The following is a 16,339-nucleotide window of genomic DNA, read 5'->3' as shown; positions in this document are numbered from 1 at the left end:
AGAATAATTGCTGCTTAGTTTTGATTCTGGTACCCTCCGGGCTGGCCAGAGGCGGGGTTGCTTTGCGCCTCGCGCGGAACACCCATTTTCTCCTCGCGGCGTTGCTGGTACTGGGCAAACTGCATGGGGGTAAGGGCTTCTTTTATCTGCGAGAGCCTGGTTTGTGCAATTATATCCATCTGCTGCACGAGCTTTTTGGGGTTTGCCTTGTATTCTTTTTTGGCTGCCTCTGCGTGTTGCATGCTCGCCAGGTTTATGGCACCCACTTTCTTTACCTGCTCCGGCGAGAGGCCCAGGTGTTTGGCCATGCTTGCCGTTATTTCCTGTGCCCGCTGCTCCAGCGTTCTGGCGCCTGCCTGGCTGTTTTGAGTGGCTGCCGCAGTAGTTTGCGCCTTCGCCACCGGAGCGGCCAGAGCAAAAAGTAAAGCAAAGAGTATAGGTTTCATCGGTATCATTTTCGTCTGCATTAGGTAATCAAGAATCATTCCTGTTTTATGTTCCTGCCCGATACTAAACGTATCGGATTATCCGAAAGGTTTCTTCTGCCCGGAAGGCGCTACTGCCTCAGGACTCGCTATGGAAATAGACCTTGTAGAAATGCATGCCCCGGTCGTCGTCGAAGCCACGCTCCATGTATTGCTCGCTTTGCTCGGGGTTGTAGCCGCTCAGCTTTATCTCAATCTGTGTGTCCAGCTTTATAAAGTTCCTGAACTTGCGCTTCATGTTGCGCACCGTGGCTTTATTGATCGTGAAGTCATCGAACTGCTCCAGGCCGCGTTCCTCGGCAAAACTCTGGGAGTAGCTTTTAAACCGCTCCGCCGACTCAGGCTCATCTATCACACTGCTCGTAAACTCTTCCAGATCGAAGGTCTCGTTCTTTGAGAAATAGTCGACCGAGCGGTTTATAAAATCGATCTGGTCTTTTTTGCTGTCTTTCTGAGCAAATACTTCCTCCGAAAAATCCTTGCAGAGGTTCAGGTAGGTTTTGGTGGTGAAGTTGGTGTCTTTCAGCTCGGTTACGTGCAGGAAATCCTCTTTCCAGAAAACGGCATCGGTGCTGTTGGCATCTACCAGCTTTACACGGTAGCCATCTTCGGCCTCGCTATTAAAAATCATGCAGCCCTTGTCTACACTTTTTATGTTCACCCCGGCGTGGTACTGCAGCGCCAGGTCCTCTTCCTCATCCTGAAAAGTGAGAAAAGTGTCTTTATTCTCTGATTTGAAAATACCGATGGCATCTACGGTAGTGCCCTCCTCCAGGCCACAGCCAGAGAAATAGGCAATATACAGCTCCCCGCTCTTCACCTTGGGGTGGTCTGACTGCTCGTAGAGATGGTTTAGAATATGGATGGAGTACTCATGGAAGCTCTCAGGCTTGCCAAAAATTAGCGTGGCATAGGCAAACAGCTCGTTCAGGGTGAGGTCGGAAGTGTGGGTGAACCGGAAGAACTCCTCCTGCTTAAAAGGGGAGAGGAAGTAGCCCAGCAGCAGCCTGTTCAGCTCCTCGTCCCGCAGGTCCACGAGGTCTTTCGATACGATAACGCCTTCTTCCTTTGCCTTGTTGCCTACACGGTGTACTGCCAGCTTTTTAAGTTGCACCAGCTTTTTGTCTGTCATGCCTTTTCCTGAATTGCTTTTTTTATGAGCTGCAAAGGTACGCGAACCTCGCCCAAAGGCAATTGTTTTGTGCCGAAGATTTATCAGTAACCCGGCCTGGCAGTGGGAGCAGAAACAGTTGCCGGGAAGCAGGCGTTTTAGCGGCTGCCAGGGGTATTGCATTCCATCAGAGACGCTCCCGGCTCCAACAGCTGAACCTGTAAAACTTTGCCACAAGGCCAGGCGCTGCTTTTGTTTTAAATATTTGTATCTGAAAATCAGGCGTTTGCAATACTTGTTGTTTGGTAAGACTGATTGTTCCAACATTAATGGCACGGTTTTTCTAGTTAGTCAGGTAGCTGCGCGGCTCCAAATAAACTTTTGATATTTAATGGAGAGGAATCATGAAAAAGATAGCCATACTTATAGCCCTGGTGTTGGGGTTTACGGCACCAGATGTGTTCGCGCAGCAGCAACCAGTGCGCTTCGGCATTAAAGCAGGTCTTAACCTGGCCAACTGGCAGGGAGAGAGCGTGAAAAGCGCCAACAACCTGATGGACTTTACTAACGGCGCCGTTTCGCAGCAGATGCGCGAAGGCTTTCATGCAGGCGCCTTTGTGAGCATTCCGATCGCACCCGGTTTCGAGATTGAGCCGGGCCTGCAGTACTCCCAGAAAGGCACCAGACTAACCGGAACTTTACCTTTCGAAATGGCCGATAGGCTGAATGTGAGGGCAACTGTTACCAACAAAGCCGAGTACCTGGACCTGCCTGTGCTGGCCAAAGTTTATGTGGGGGAGGGGTTCCATTTGTTTGCCGGCCCGCAGGTATCGTACCTGCTTTCTAATAAAATACAGGTGCGGGCGGGGGCACTGGGCATAAACGTTCTCAACCAGGAGTGGGACATGAAAAGCGGCATGCGCGAGATAGACTTTGCCATGACAGGTGGTGTCGGCTACCGCTTCAGCAACGGTTTTAACATGAGCGCCGGCTACGACTTCGGCCTTAGCCCCATAGACAATGCTGCCGCTTTTAAAACTTATAACAGTGTGATCAAAGCTTCTATCGGTTTTGCCTTTTAAGATAGTGTTTAGTGATATGGTGATTATCCCGGCCACGGCTCCTGCTGTGGCCGTTTTGTTTTTGAGGCTGACTCCAGCGTTTGCATGTGCGCGGGGCTTTATGCCATTTCCTTAGTTTTGTCTGGTCAGGCTGAGAACCAGGAATACACCGCCATTCCGGATTCCTTCAATCAAAATATCCTTCCAGCGGCACACTGGCTGCTGCTGCTGATGCACAAAAAGCCTCTTCTTTGACTTTCCTAAAGAAAGGGGAGCATTCAGGAATAAGGTAGTCATAGGAATGAAGCCATCAGCAGAAAAGCCTCTGGAGGCCATTTTTTATTTGAATAATTTCGACTTCCTTAAGCTAAGCCAGCAGGATGTGCCAAGGGCCATCTTTTAACAAAAAAGGCAGGTACATGCACCGGCCTTTTTTGTTATGAACATTTGTAATAAGAGAAGGGGAGCATTTTACCTGCGTCTTTTTCGTGTTATGATTTTTTGTAAGGGAATTTCTTGGATGTGTTTTTCATTAAGGCATTAGAAAGCGACTGTCTGCTGCTGCCTACGCTGCCGGAGGCCATGTAATCGTATTTCCACATCAGGTCCCCTTTCTCTCCTTCATGCACTGTTACAGTGGTGTTGATAGAATTGGTAGACCCCCAGGCACCCACCAGCAAACCTACTGCAATGGCAGCGCCGTCCGACATAGGTTTCGACATGGTTGTTTTACCGGACACCACCGCATCCACACCTAAAATACGGCACAGCTCATCTTTAGAGTACGTTCGGAGATCCTCGTAAGAAATAAAAGCATCGTTCAGGATGGCATTCGTTTTAGATACGTCCTGGAAAGTAACCGTGTAGCGGTCCTTGCTCATTTGTTTCAGGAAGTAGCCATAAACGTCGCCCTGCAGGCCATAGCCATAGTCGCGCTGCTGCTCCTGAAGCATCTGGGCTGTGACGCCTTTTGGCAGTCTTTTGGCCTCGATTAAAACTTCGAAGGGCAAAATAGCCACAACTTTATGCTTTTGCTTTTCAACGGCAAAGTTGTTCGACTGGTAAATCTGTGGTCCGCATCCCGACAATACCGTAGTTGCGACGATCAGTAAGAGTAAAATTCTTTTCATGGGCTAAATGATGATGATTATAGAATTAAAGCAGGTACATCAAAAATTTCCAGCACACCTCTTTTCTGCAGCTGATGCAGGAAATCATTTGCCAATTATCTCATTGAAAAATAAAGAGAGGGTACTCGGAAACATCAAAAATAAAAATATTGTAGGAACTTGAATAATGAATGTGACAATTTTTAAAAATATTTTTAAGTTAGGAAGAAAATTTATTTAAAACGTCTGATTATCAACGGAATGTAATCCAGGTGTTAACGGCCGCGTGGTTTAGCCACAACCAACAACAAGCAATTATTTGAATGAAAATAGCCCACCGGAGCTCTCTGCAGCTGCTGTTGTGGCTTCTTCTGTTATTCAGAGGTTCCGGCACCAGCTCCATTGCCGGCACAGGAATCTTAGTGTGCAGTAAATGCATTTTTCTCTTAAAAGCTCATTCGGGAGTAAAAGGAAAAGCCGCTTAGATACTTTCGGTCCGGTGGAGCCTGGTAAGCCTCCCATCTGATTCTTAGAAAAGTTGAATACCCGAAAAGCTGCCGGGTAGCCTATCGATCATAATTTTTTATATTGAAGTTCTCATTTGGCGAAGCAGCAAAGAAGTCGCCTCCTTAAATATGGGTTGGGATACTGCTAATTCGGCAAAGGTTTACTATTTTGGCTGCAGGTAAACTTTTCTTCCGGATTGTCAGAAAAAGGTTTTGCACCTTTTGTGCCTTTACTTAATTGCAGGTGCCTGTGCCACCTGATGATAGATTTGTAAACAAGACCTGGAATGATTGCCAGGCTGAATAGAAGATAATAACCGAACCAACATGGCCTCTCTACTCGACACTATAGGCAATACGCCTCTCATAGAACTAAAAACTATCTCTACCAGGCCTCAGGTGAAACTGCTGGCCAAGCTGGAAGGCAACAACCCGGGCGGCAGTGTAAAAGACCGGGCCGCTTACGGCATGATAAAAGGCGCCCTGGACCGTGGCGAGTTAAAGCCTGGCATGAAGCTCATAGAAGCCACCAGTGGCAACACAGGCATTGCACTGGCCATGATTGCCCGCATGTTTGACGTTGAAATAGAACTGGTGATGCCTGCCAATGCCACCCGCGAACGCGTGCTGACCATGGAGGCTTATGGTGCCAAAGTTATTCTGACGCCGGCCGAAGGCTCCATGGAAGCCGCCATCGATTATGTGCGGGACAGAGAGGCGGAGGGCGGATACCTGGGGCTCAACCAGTTTGCCAACCCCGACAATTACCTGGCGCACTACCAGACCACCGGCCCCGAGATCTGGAACGAAACAAATGGCACCATTACCCATTTCGTTTCTTCCATGGGTACCACGGGCACCATAATGGGTGTTTCGCGCTACCTGAAGGAGAAGAGCCAGCAGGTGCAGATTGTGGGCACACAGCCCACAGAGTGCTCTCAGATCCCCGGTATCCGCAGGTGGCCAAAAGAGTACCTGCCTAAAATTTTTGAGCCGGAGCGCGTGGATCAGGTAATTGACGTGTCGCAGGCCGAAGCCACCGCCATGACCCGCCGGCTGGCCCGGGAGGAAGGCGTGTTTGCCGGCATGAGCAGCGGAGGTGCCGTAGCAGCAGCTCTTAAATTAATGGAGACCCTGGACGAAGGCGTCATTGTCTGCATCATCTGCGACCGTGGCGACCGCTACCTGTCGTCTGATCTGTTCGGTAACTGAAAAGACCCACGACGCCAGATACAGGACACAAGACTCTATAAACGGATAATTTACGAAGTGCTTTCAAGAAGGATTTGGCTCGTGGGTTTCCGAAGCTGCACACAGCCTTCATTCTGAATTATGCTAATTAAAACAGACCTCCGGAGCATACCGTTGCTCCTGGGGCTGCTGATCCGGCTTTTAGTGTGGCAACCTTTGCTTAAAAGTACTTAGTACAATTGAGATTCGATTAAAAAAAAGCAGCATAGGGAAAGACCTATGCTGCTTTTTTTAATCGAACAAAATGCTCCTCTTAATTTCAATATCAGATTTCAAGGTTAAGACCTTTCTGAAGATGAGGTGGTGTGTCTGAGGTTCTGTGTTCTTAACTAAATAGTAGCTTTCCTGCCTTTGTTCTGCTCTTTCAGGTAGTCCATAAGCGGTTGAAAGTAGGCTACCATGGCGCGGGCGCTTAGTTCTTCGCCGGTTTTGTCTTTTAACATCTGGCGCCAGTCGGCGCTGGCTCCGGGGTACATGATGCTTCTCAGAAACTCGCCCACCTCTTGGCTGCCATAGTAATTGGTGGCGTGCGGGTCCTGCTTCAGAACGTTTTTAGCAATGTGGTCGTGCAACTGGAACAGGATGATATAAGACAGGGCATAGTCGTAATACTGAGCGGCATCATCGTTGATATGCGTTTTGGTGGTGGCATCTGTAAAAGCTTCACCTCGTTCTGTTGGGGGCACCATGCCCTGGTACTTTCGGGCCAGTTCCCACCAGCGTTTATTCAGCTGGTCTGCCGGCAGGTCTTTGGCATAAAAGTCGTGCTCCCACTCGCTCATGACCCCGGAGGCAAACGGAATGAACACCACATAGCTCAGCGCCTCCTTCAGCAGTGTCTGGATTTCGTCAGTACTGGCCCCGGCATCAACCAGCTGCAGCTCCGTCAGGAAAGGCTTTTGCATAGCGGCCAGCCCCATCAGACTTCCCATCGCCTCATGATAGGCTCGGTTGGCTCCTCCCCGCAGCAGTACCGGCACATCGGGGTTGGTGTAGGTCATGTAGTAGTAAATGTGGCCGAGCTCATGGTGGGTGGTTTCGTACCAGTCGGCATTCGGCTCTACGCTCATGAGGCTGCGCACATCCTTGTCCAGGTCCATGTGCCAGGCGGAGGCATGGTTGTTTTTCTTGTATCCGGCGTCAGGAGGAAGCGGGTACAGGCTCGATTTCTCATAGAAGGAGGCAGGAAGCTCCGGGAAACCAAGGCTTGTATAGAACCGCTCCGCCTGCTCCACCAGCCACTTATCGCCTTTTGGTTTCAGGGCAGCATCCAGGTCCAGGCCTTTGACCTCTACCATGGCGCTCCAATCCTGGCCCCAGCGGTTAGGCAGCCAATGGGCAGGCAGCATGTCGGGCACCTCTTTTACACCATACTGCTTGGCCAGCTCGTAGCGGGCGTAGGTGTGCAGTTCCCGGTACAGGGGCAGGAGTTCCTGGTTCAGCTGCTGCATCAGGTCCATCATTTCTTCCCGGGTAAGGCCGTAGTCGGAGGCCTGGTAAGTAAAGTAGTCGTCGTAGCCAAGGCTTTGCACCGTCTGGTTCCGAAGGTCCCGCAGGTTCAGAATACCTTCCCGTAGTCCTTTGCCAACCTCCTTGCTGGCCTCCCAGGCGGCCAGCCGTTTCTGCACGTTCTTCTCCGTTCGCAGGATCTGGTCAATGTCGTTGGTGGTAACGGGCGTTCCGTTTAATTTATAGTCGAAGCCGTAGAGTTTCTCTGTCTGTTCCGTCTCCGCTTTGATGCGCGCCTTTACCACCTCCGGCACCGTTTGCGGGTTGTTGGCGGCAACATACAGCACCTCCTCCAGTTGCAGCACCTGCAGGTTGGTTAACTGCTCTTTCTGTTCGAGCAGCTGCCGAGCCTGCTTTATGTTTTCGGTACTGCCTGTAAAAGCAGCAAACGCCTCGTTAGCCTTGCGTGTCGCCACGGCATTGGTAGAGTCGCCATCCACAATTCGAATATTGGAGGCCCATTCCGCCTCTGCTGAGGCTGTATAAAGCTTCTGATACGTATCCGAATACTCCTCCAGAAATGCCTGCGCCTCCTGTTGCCAATCGTTTATTTCAGTTGCCACAGCAGTTGTAGCAGTATCTGTTTTCTGACTGGAGCAGGAGAGGAGTATGGCGGCTGTGAGGCCGGTGAGAATGATTTTTTTCATAAAATAGAAAGTAGTAGATGTTATTTTCTCAGAAAATGTAAGTTACAAAATCTAACAGGAGCAGGAGCAGCAGGAGGAGAAATGTTTGGCCTTTTTGAGATTATTTGAATGAAAATGCCCCTCCGGAGGTTTCTACTGCTTTTTATAGATATTCGCCTTAATGAAGGGTTAAGAGTTTGCTAAGCTTGCTCTGGCGACTCATTTCCTAAACTTCACATCAATCTTCCTATAATTTAGGAATCAGCCACTTACAATCCGAGTCAGATTATTTGAATAAAAAAAGGCCTCCAGAGGTATTGCTGCTGTTGCTGCGCCTGCTGGATGGCCTTTAATCGAATCTTTTTAGGGTTAAAGCGACTGGCTGGGTGAGGATTACAGGGTCAGAACCTCCTTTTCTTCCAGACACTATAAGCGGTCTCAATTTCCTTGGCATACACTTTATAAGCCTCCGGCTCCGTGCTTCCCAACTGCATGGCTTTAGCTGTCAGGTTGGCGGCTTCCTCAAACTCCTGGTGCTGGGCATACAGGCGGGCTTTTACCCAGTTGTTATAAAAGTTCTCTTTTATGGTGATCGATTTATTGATCCAGGTAAGCGCCTCCTCGTGGTACTCTTTGCGGGGAATCATGTATTCAGCGCTTTGAGCCCAGATATACCAGTCATCCGTATCAGCTTCTTTCAGGGCAGACCTGATGTTGGCGATGGCCTTTTTCTCCACCTCCGTTTCAATCAGCAGGGTTATTCTGGAGTTTTCCCATACCATGTGCAGTTTGCCGGCGTTAGCGCCGATATCCGAAAACTGGAACTGCATCGTCTCCTGAAAATCTACTGTCTGAGGCGTAATCCGCAGGTAGGCCACATCATTTAACTCGTTATAGCCTTCAAGCCCCCAAAGTGTAGTGTCTTTGTTAAGTACAATGTTCCAGTCTGTCTCGTTTTCGGGAAGAATAAAGAAGGAGTAGGAACCGGCCGGAACCCGCTCATGGTTCAGGTACACATCATCCTCAAATGTAATAACGGTGGCCTCGTTAGCACCTGCGCGCCATAACTGGCCATAGGGAACCAGATTTCCGAATATTTTACGGCCTTTTACACCTGGTGCGTGATATTGAATGGAAATGGAGGTTAACCCGATCGTCTGTTTTACAAAGGCTTCCGGGCTGGCTTGCGGCAGTTTTAATTGCGCCTGCACAGAAACGCTTGCCAGCAAAGCTGAGAACAATATAAAAAGACTTAAAAGGTACTTTATCATTTTCTTATCCATCGGCTAATTTCACTTCTTGTAAACTGAAAAAATTATGCCAGATACCTCGGCGAAATTAAATTTCCAACAATTTATAAAATTTTAATTACAAAATAATATAATTCGAGGACTTATGTTTCCTGGCAGCGCCAGGGTGTTAATTGATCCGTTGTACGTCTGTCAGACAAAGATAATTTGTCAGCAATAGATTTTATTGATCACATGTAGTGTCCTCTCATTGGTTTTGTATTCTCTTTTCCGGGAAGTTTACCAAACCTTAACCTGAACGACAGGTATTTCTTAGAAAAGGCAACAGAACCAGAAATAAATTTTCATTTCCCGAATTTTCTGTTACTTTTGCAGCGCATATGAGCAACGCCACTATCTATACAGCCCTTTTTCCTGCTGCAGCGCCTGCTGCCTGTGGTTCTGTTGCGCCTCATCATCACTTCCACCATTCCTCGTAAGAGGAATAAAATCAATATATCGCCCCGTCAGGCTTTTTTTAGCCGCCTTCTACTTTGCCGGATGCAAAGCAGTCTCTATTTTTGTACCTTAACATTCTCTCAGAAAAATGCTCCGAATAGCTATCCAAAAGTCAGGCAGGCTCAGCGACGATTCGCTTAACCTGATCCGTGAATGTGGAATCTCTTTTATCAGCAGCTCTTTAAAGTTAAAGACCGAATCTACCAACTTCCCTTTAGAAATACTTTTCCTGCGCGACGATGACATTCCCGGCTACGTGGCCGATGGCGTGGCAGACATTGGCATTGTAGGCGAGAACGTGCTGGTAGAGGAAGGAAAGCAGGAGCTGACCGTCGAAAAGCTCGGCTTTTCGAAATGCCGCCTGTCGCTGGCAGTGCCCAAAGCCGAAGAATACAGCTCCATTTCCGATCTGGAAGGCAAGAACATTGCCACCTCCTACCCAAACATTTTGCAGGAGTACCTGTCGAGGCACGGGGTGACGGCTCAGATCCACACCATCAGCGGATCGGTAGAGATTGCGCCGAGCATTGGTCTGGCAGAGGCTATCTGCGATATCGTGAGCTCCGGCAGCACGCTTATCAGCAACGGCCTGCGCGAGGTGGAGCGTGTGTTCAGTTCGCAGGCAGTGCTTATCGCCAACGACAACCTGAACGAGGAGAAGAAACAGATCCTGGAGAAGCTGCTTTTCAGGGTACATGCCGTACAGCGGGCGCAGCGGGCAAAATACATTGTGCTCAACGTGCCAAACGACCAGATAGAGTCAGTAAGCGAGCTGCTTCCTGGAATAAAGGCCCCCACTGTAATGCCCCTTGCCGAAGAAGGATGGAGTTCGCTGCACTCGGTGGTAAACGAAGATGATTTCTGGGAGATTATAGAGAAGCTGAAGGATGCCGGTGCGCAGGGAATACTGGTGGTGCCAATTGAAAAGATGATCGTATGATGCGCAAAATATCATATCCGGCGCAGGATGCCTGGGCCGACCTTACCACACGGCCTACCAAAAACCTGGAGGAGCTGGAGCCGGGCATCCGGGAAACTTTCCGGCTGGTGCAGGAGCAGGGAGATGCCGCTTTGCTGGAACTGGCCCGGAAATATGACAAAGTAAACCTGCAGGAGCTGCAGGTTTCGGCAGCAGAAATAAAGGCGGCCGAAGCACAAGTGTCGATTGAGCTGAAGGAGTCTATTCTGCAGGCCTATAGCAATATACAACTATTCCATACGGCGCAGGCCGAGCCGGTAACGCAGACGGAAACCATGCCTGGCGTTACCTGCTGGCGCAAAAGTGTCGCCATCGGTAAGGTAGGACTTTATATACCTGGTGGCACGGCTCCGCTGTTCTCTACGCTGCTCATGCTGGGCGTTCCGGCGCGCATTGCCGGTTGCCCCGAAGTGGTGCTCTGTACGCCACCTTCGGCAGATGGCACGGTGCACCCGGCCATCTTGTATGTGGCCTCGATCTTAGGCATCAGCAAGGTAGTGAAGGCAGGCGGAGCCCAGGCTATTGCTGCCATGGCCTTCGGCACCGAAAGCGTGCCAGCCGTCGATAAAATTTTTGGCCCAGGCAACCAGTACGTAACCGTGGCCAAGCAACTGGTAAACAAATATGGCGTAGCTATAGACCTGCCGGCCGGACCGTCTGAAGTTATGGTTATCGCTGACGATTCTGCCAACCCAGCGTTTGTGGCGGCAGACCTGCTCTCGCAGGCCGAGCACGGTGCCGACTCCCAGGTGGTGGTGCTCACAAATTCACCTGAATTCCTGGAGAAGGTAGAGCAGGAACTGCAAGTACAGCTGGAGTTGCTGCCACGCAAGGAATTTGCTATGAAGGCCTTATCAAATAGCTTAGGCATTCTCTTCCAAACTGTAGACGAAATGATTGGTTTCTCTAACCTGTACGCGCCAGAGCACCTGATTCTTTCTATCGCGGAGTTCGGGAATGTGCTGGACAGCATTACCAATGCCGGCTCAGTATTTTTGGGAAATTACAGCCCTGAATCTGCCGGCGACTATGCTTCAGGCACGAACCATACTCTGCCCACCAACGGCTACGCCCGCGCTTACAGCGGTGTATCGTTGGACAGCTTTGTTAAAAAGATAACATTTCAATATATCACACCAGCCGGTTTGCAGAACATAGGCAATACTATAGAGGTTATGGCCGAAGCAGAAGGCTTGCAGGCCCACAAAAATGCCGTGAGCATCAGATTAAAGGAGGTGACAAATGTTTAACCTGGAGTCGCTTGTTCGCCCCAATGTGCTGAAGATGAAGCCTTATTCTTCCGCACGCGACGAGTTTAAAGGATCGGCCAGCATTTTTATAGATGCCAACGAAAACAATATTGGCAGCCTGGCAGGCAGCAACTACAACCGTTACCCGGACCCGCACCAGAAAAAACTGAAGCAGAAAATTGCGCAGTTGAAAGGCGTGCGGCCCAGCCAGATTTTCCTGGGCAATGGCAGCGATGAGGCCATCGACCTGCTGTTCCGGATGCTCTGCCAGCCGGGCCATGACGTGATGCTGCACCTGCCGCCCACGTACGGCATGTACGAAGTGTCGGCCAACCTGAACGATGTGCAGTTGGATGCCGTGCAACTCACTGCCGATTTTCAGGTGCCGGTGGAGGAGGTGCTGGCACAGGTAAAGCCCAATACGAAGCTTATCTTTATCTGCTCACCCAACAACCCGACGGCCAACCTGATCAATCCGGAGAGTATTGAAGCTATCCTGAAAGGTTTTAACGGTGTGGTGGTAGTAGACGAGGCCTACATTGATTTCTGCGACAGCCCAAGCTGGATCACCCGACTGGACGAGTTTCCGAACCTGCTGGTGCTGCAGACTTTCTCCAAAGCCTGGGGCATGGCTGGTTTGCGCCTCGGGTTAGCTTTTGCCTCAGAAGAGCTTATTCAACTCCTCGATAAGATAAAGCCGCCTTACAACATCAACGAGGCAACCCAGGAACTGGCGCTGCAGGCGCTGGAGAAATCGGAGGACCTGCGCTACATGATCGAGGAGATTGTGCAGGAGCGGGAGCTTCTTAAGCATGCCTTGCCGCGCCTGGAGTCTGTGCTGCACGTGTACCCATCGGATGCCAACTTCCTGCTGGTTAAAGTAACAGATGCGAACGGGATGTATAATTACTTGGTAGAGAATGGGATTGTGGTGAGGAATAGATCCAGCCTGCCTGGCTGTGAAGGCTGTCTCCGCATCTCGGTTGGCACCCTTGAGGAGAACCAGAAGTTACTGAAGGCAATGGCTTCTTTTAGATTATAGATGTTAGATAATAGATTTTAGATTTTAATTCAGAATGCGAGATAATGGATAAAAGGTGTCAGGATGCAATTTTGGTTTTTTGTTTCTTTAAAAATCAAAAGTCTTACATCTAAAATCTAGCATCTAGCATCTCCTAAAAAATGAAAAAAGCACTTTTTATTGATCGGGACGGCACCATACTGGTGGAGCCAAAAACCGATTTTCAGGTAGACTCTTTTGAGAAATTTGCCTTTGTCCCGAAAGTGATCTTTAACCTGGTAAAGATTTACCAGGAGCTGGATTACCAGTTTGTGATGGTGACCAACCAGGATGGCCTGGGGACCGACTCTTACCCGGAAGACACGTTCTGGCCTTACCAGAACAAGATGATGGAGGTTCTGGAGAGTGAAGGCATATCATTTGCAGAGGTTCTCATAGACCGAAGCTTTGAGCACGAAGGCCTTGAAACCCGGAAGCCAGGCATTGGCATGATGAAGCACTACCTGGAAGGTGAATTTGACCTGGCTAACTCCTACGTTATCGGCGACAGGCTGACAGACGTTACGCTGGCGAAGAACCTGGGGACCAAATCCATTTTTCTGGGGGAGGAACCTGCAGAAGCCGCTAATTTCAGCACCAACAGCTGGGACGAAATTTATCAGTACCTCAAATTGCCAGAACGCAAAGCCAGTATCCGCCGCAAAACCTCCGAGACAGATATCTCCATCGACCTAAACCTGGACGGGACCGGCCAAATGGATATCCGCACGGGGCTGGGCTTTTTCGACCATATGCTGGAGCAGCTGGCGAAGCATGGCAAAGTAGACCTGGGGGTAAAAGTTAACGGCGATCTGCACATAGATGAGCACCACACCATCGAAGATACCGGTCTTGCGCTGGGGGAGGCCTTCCTGCAGGCCCTCGGCGATAAGAAAGGCATAAACCGCTACGGCTTTCTGCTGCCCATGGATGATGTGCTGGCGCAGGTGGCCATAGATTTCGGTGGCCGCCCCTGGATTATGTGGGATGCCGATTTTAAACGGGAGATGGTAGGAGACATGCCCACCGAGATGTTCTTCCACTTCTTCAAGTCTTTCAGCGACTCTTCTAAGGCAAACCTGAATATTAAGGCGGAAGGAGCAAATGAGCACCACAAAATCGAAGCTATTTACAAAGCATTTGCAAAGGCCATAAAAATGGCGGTGCAGCGTAACCCGCAGGATAATACCATACCCAGCACCAAAGGAACTCTGTAGCTGGCAAAAGAAAGAGGCTGTTTCCGTATTGGGAGCAGCCTCTTTCTTTTATGGTATCAGGTTAAAAATCAGGGGGTTTCTGGGGTCACAAAACAAAAGGCAGGTGCCTCACCAGTTAGAGTTTAAACTCTTCTTCTCAGGTTCAAAATAGCTACTTTTGCACCGCGGCTAAACAGACCGGAGCCAGTCTCTTGCGGCTTCAATATTATCAAACGTTTGGATAGATCTCAGATCGGCTGTGTTTTTCAGGGCCTTTTCGGTGGAGAGGCGGCTGAAAGCGCTGGAGGAATGCACCCAGGCAAAATAGAGCATGCCAGCCTCTGCCATTCGGGGAAACCAATCTTGCCCCACCCACTTAGAGGCGCCAGACCAGATCCCTTCTACATTGGTATTGTCGTTCAGGACTTTCGTACAGCCAAGGTCCTTCATGAAAAATAATATTTTTTCACATCCTGTCGTCACGGTTTCATAGTTTACAAAACCTCTCCAGTTTACATAAATCCAGTCATCAGACTGGTTATATTCGATGGCAATATAAGATTCTCTAAATAATAATTCGTTTCTCATCAGCTTTTGTAAGAGCTTTCATTAAATACGAGGTTTGTAAATGTAATAACCTTTAAGTTAATAAAACAGGAAAAAGACTATTTTTAGTCTTTTTGAACTTATCGGGAGGGTTGATGTTGAACCCTTGAAAAGAACACTTTCGTACTGTCTAAAATAGGACCTGTTGTAAGTAGCAGGCCATCAGTTGTTTATGTTTGGCTATGTTTGGCGAAGATTCCGGAGGCTGCCATAATCCTGAATCTTTGTTTCCTGCAAGTTCATTTATGGTTATATTCCCTCCAGATGAAAAAACAATCTATTCTCCTTCCTGTCCTTATTTCTCTCTTCAGTGCTATTTTCTCTCAGGGAACTTTTGCTGGTGTGCCAGATTTTATGCCAGACTCGGCAGCTACAGGAGGAGTGCGGTATGCTGCAGCGGCCCATAAGCTTTCCAGGGCCATACGCTTTAAAACTATTTCGGAGACAGAAGAAAAAAACGCTTTTGCCAGTGAGTTTACTGCCTTGCATACTTACCTGGAAAAGGCATTCCCGGCACTGCACGAGCGCCTGGAGCGGAAGGTTCTAAACAAGTACAGCTTGCTCTATACCTGGCCGGGGTCTGATCCTGCGCTTAAGCCAGTTTTGCTGAGTGCCCACCTGGATGTGGTGCCGGTAGAGGATGCGTCAGTGAAAGAATGGGAGCAGGGTGCCTTCTCCGGGCTCATAGATGATTTGTTTATCTGGGGCAGAGGCACCCTCGACGACAAGTACCGGGTAATTGCTATCATGGAAGCCGTGGAGCAACTGATCCTGGCCGGCTTTAGCCCGGAACGCACTATTTTGCTGGCTTTCGGACACGACGAAGAGATAGGCGGAACAGAGGGGGCGGGCGCAATGAGCCAGTTCCTGCAGGAGAAGTATGAGCGGCTGGAAGCCGTTTTCGACGAAGGGCTTGCCGTAACGAAAGGCATTTTTCCGGGAATAGCGGAGCCTGTGGCTTTTATTGGAACAGCCTCTAAAGGAAGCGCCAATTTTAAACTCACGGTTAAGGGCGAAGGAGGGCATTCCTCTGTGCCGCCCACCGAAACGCCTATCTCTATCCTAAGCCAGGCCATCGTCAACATCGGCAACAATCCGTTCAAGGCACGGATAACTCCTGCTACAAAAGAAACGCTGACCATCTTATTGGACAGGTTAGGAGGCAAAAGCAGGTTCGCGATGAAGCATTATGGCCTCTTTAAGGGAGCCATTAAAAAGGAGCTGGCAAAAAACATGGCCACCGATGCCCTGATCCGCACCAAAGCATCGCCTACCATTATGCAGGCGGGCGAAAAGGAGAATGTGCTGCCCCGGGAGGCAACTGCTGTGGTAAACGTGCGCATCCTTACCGGAGAGTCAGAAGAGAGTGTGCAAAAGCATCTGGTTAAAGCGATTAACGATGACCGGGTGCAGGTGACCGCGTACGGGGCTTATTCTCCGCCTTCGCCAGTGGCCAATACCAACTCCTGGGTATATCAGGCGCTCCAAAACTCGATTTCTGAATTGTTTCCTGATGCCTTAATTGTGCCGGCCTTATTTCCGGGCGCGACAGATGCCCGTCATTATGCAAACCTGACCGATAACATTTTTCGCTTTGCCCCACTGGTGGTTACCGCCGATGATGCCATGCGGGTGCATAACGTAAACGAGCGCCTCCCTTTAACTGTTTTTGACGATTGCATCGATTTCTACGCTCACCTGATCCGGCAGGTGGCCGACCAGGAGGAATACCTGGTGCATAAGGGAGAAATTCTTAAATAGCAGCAGCAGCAGTGGATTTTACCTCCGGAGGGCTTTTTTCATTTAAATAATTGCCAATAAAATTCCGACAGGTTATCGGTT

The 16,339-nt window shown here is 49.5% G+C and carries 14 protein-coding genes; 8 read left to right on the top strand and 6 right to left on the bottom strand.

The window, feature by feature from the left end:
• Positions 1–14 precede the first annotated feature (14 nt).
• Both FJM74_RS05235 and FJM74_RS05230 read right to left on the bottom strand, forming a co-directional pair.
• A complete protein-coding gene (locus tag FJM74_RS05235) occupies positions 15–446 on the bottom strand; it encodes a hypothetical protein (protein ID WP_187261518.1) in 432 nt (143 codons plus the stop codon).
• A 118-nt stretch (positions 447–564) separates the two neighbouring features.
• On the bottom strand, positions 565–1,617 hold the full coding sequence (locus tag FJM74_RS05230) for a nucleoid-associated protein (RefSeq protein ID WP_187261517.1): 1,053 nt from the start codon (positions 1,615–1,617) through the stop codon (positions 565–567).
• A 383-nt stretch (positions 1,618–2,000) separates the two neighbouring features.
• Here FJM74_RS05230 and FJM74_RS05225 point away from each other — a divergent pair, with 383 nt between their 5' ends.
• On the top strand, positions 2,001–2,678 hold the full coding sequence (locus FJM74_RS05225) for a porin family protein (protein ID WP_187261516.1): 678 nt from the start codon (positions 2,001–2,003) through the stop codon (positions 2,676–2,678).
• A gap of 470 nt (positions 2,679–3,148) precedes the next feature.
• Here the strand turns inward: FJM74_RS05225 and FJM74_RS05220 are convergent, their stop codons facing one another.
• Positions 3,149–3,787 carry a hypothetical protein gene (locus FJM74_RS05220; RefSeq protein ID WP_187261515.1) on the bottom strand — a complete coding sequence of 213 codons (639 nt, stop codon included), beginning with the start codon at positions 3,785–3,787 and terminating at the stop codon, positions 3,149–3,151.
• 7 nt (positions 3,788–3,794) lie between these two features.
• On the opposite strand from FJM74_RS05220, the gene FJM74_RS05215 reads away from it, so the two are divergent.
• Both FJM74_RS05215 and cysM read left to right on the top strand, forming a co-directional pair.
• A complete protein-coding gene (locus FJM74_RS05215; protein ID WP_187261514.1) occupies positions 3,795–3,950 on the top strand; it encodes a hypothetical protein in 156 nt (51 codons plus the stop codon).
• A gap of 649 nt (positions 3,951–4,599) precedes the next feature.
• Positions 4,600–5,484, top strand: coding sequence for a cysteine synthase CysM (cysM, locus tag FJM74_RS05210; protein WP_187261513.1), 885 nt, complete (start codon positions 4,600–4,602; stop codon positions 5,482–5,484).
• A gap of 368 nt (positions 5,485–5,852) precedes the next feature.
• On the opposite strand, the gene FJM74_RS05205 is transcribed toward cysM, so the two are convergent.
• Together FJM74_RS05205 and FJM74_RS05200 are read right to left on the bottom strand one after the other, a co-directional pair.
• Positions 5,853–7,679 (bottom strand): M2 family metallopeptidase, encoded by a 1,827-nt coding sequence (locus FJM74_RS05205; protein WP_187261512.1) that lies wholly within the window; start codon positions 7,677–7,679, stop codon positions 5,853–5,855.
• Positions 7,680–8,059: 380 nt separating this feature from the next.
• Positions 8,060–8,929 (bottom strand): DUF2911 domain-containing protein, encoded by an 870-nt coding sequence (locus FJM74_RS05200; protein WP_187261511.1) that lies wholly within the window; start codon positions 8,927–8,929, stop codon positions 8,060–8,062.
• A gap of 565 nt (positions 8,930–9,494) precedes the next feature.
• Between FJM74_RS05200 and hisG the strand changes: the two genes are divergently transcribed.
• The 4 genes from hisG (at position 9,495) to hisB (ending at position 13,912) form a co-directional block, all read left to right on the top strand.
• Complete coding sequence (gene hisG / locus FJM74_RS05195; protein WP_187261510.1) at positions 9,495–10,346, top strand: ATP phosphoribosyltransferase; 852 nt, start codon at positions 9,495–9,497, stop codon at positions 10,344–10,346.
• Positions 10,346–11,635 carry a histidinol dehydrogenase gene (gene hisD / locus FJM74_RS05190; RefSeq protein ID WP_187261664.1) on the top strand — a complete coding sequence of 430 codons (1,290 nt, stop codon included), beginning with the start codon at positions 10,346–10,348 and terminating at the stop codon, positions 11,633–11,635. Before hisG ends, hisD begins: the two co-directional genes overlap by 1 nt.
• Positions 11,628–12,677 (top strand): histidinol-phosphate transaminase, encoded by a 1,050-nt coding sequence (gene hisC, locus FJM74_RS05185; RefSeq protein WP_187261509.1) that lies wholly within the window; start codon positions 11,628–11,630, stop codon positions 12,675–12,677. The genes hisD and hisC overlap by 8 nt, the downstream gene beginning before the upstream one ends.
• 140 nt (positions 12,678–12,817) lie before the next feature.
• Positions 12,818–13,912, top strand: a complete 1,095-nt coding sequence (gene hisB / locus FJM74_RS05180; protein WP_187261508.1) for a bifunctional histidinol-phosphatase/imidazoleglycerol-phosphate dehydratase HisB — start codon at positions 12,818–12,820, stop codon at positions 13,910–13,912.
• A gap of 168 nt (positions 13,913–14,080) precedes the next feature.
• Here the strand turns inward: hisB and FJM74_RS05175 are convergent, their stop codons facing one another.
• Positions 14,081–14,479 carry a hypothetical protein gene (locus tag FJM74_RS05175; protein WP_187261507.1) on the bottom strand — a complete coding sequence of 133 codons (399 nt, stop codon included), beginning with the start codon at positions 14,477–14,479 and terminating at the stop codon, positions 14,081–14,083.
• 282 nt (positions 14,480–14,761) lie between these two features.
• Here FJM74_RS05175 and FJM74_RS05170 point away from each other — a divergent pair, with 282 nt between their 5' ends.
• On the top strand, positions 14,762–16,258 hold the full coding sequence (locus tag FJM74_RS05170) for a M20/M25/M40 family metallo-hydrolase (protein ID WP_187261506.1): 1,497 nt from the start codon (positions 14,762–14,764) through the stop codon (positions 16,256–16,258).
• Positions 16,259–16,339: the final 81 nt, after the last annotated feature.

Source organism: Pontibacter beigongshangensis (genome assembly GCF_014332515.1).
Classification (GTDB): Bacteria; Bacteroidota; Bacteroidia; order Cytophagales; family Hymenobacteraceae; genus Pontibacter; species Pontibacter beigongshangensis.
The sequence above is the reverse complement of the archived record's forward strand: the minus strand, read 5'-3'. Positions and strand labels throughout refer to the sequence as shown.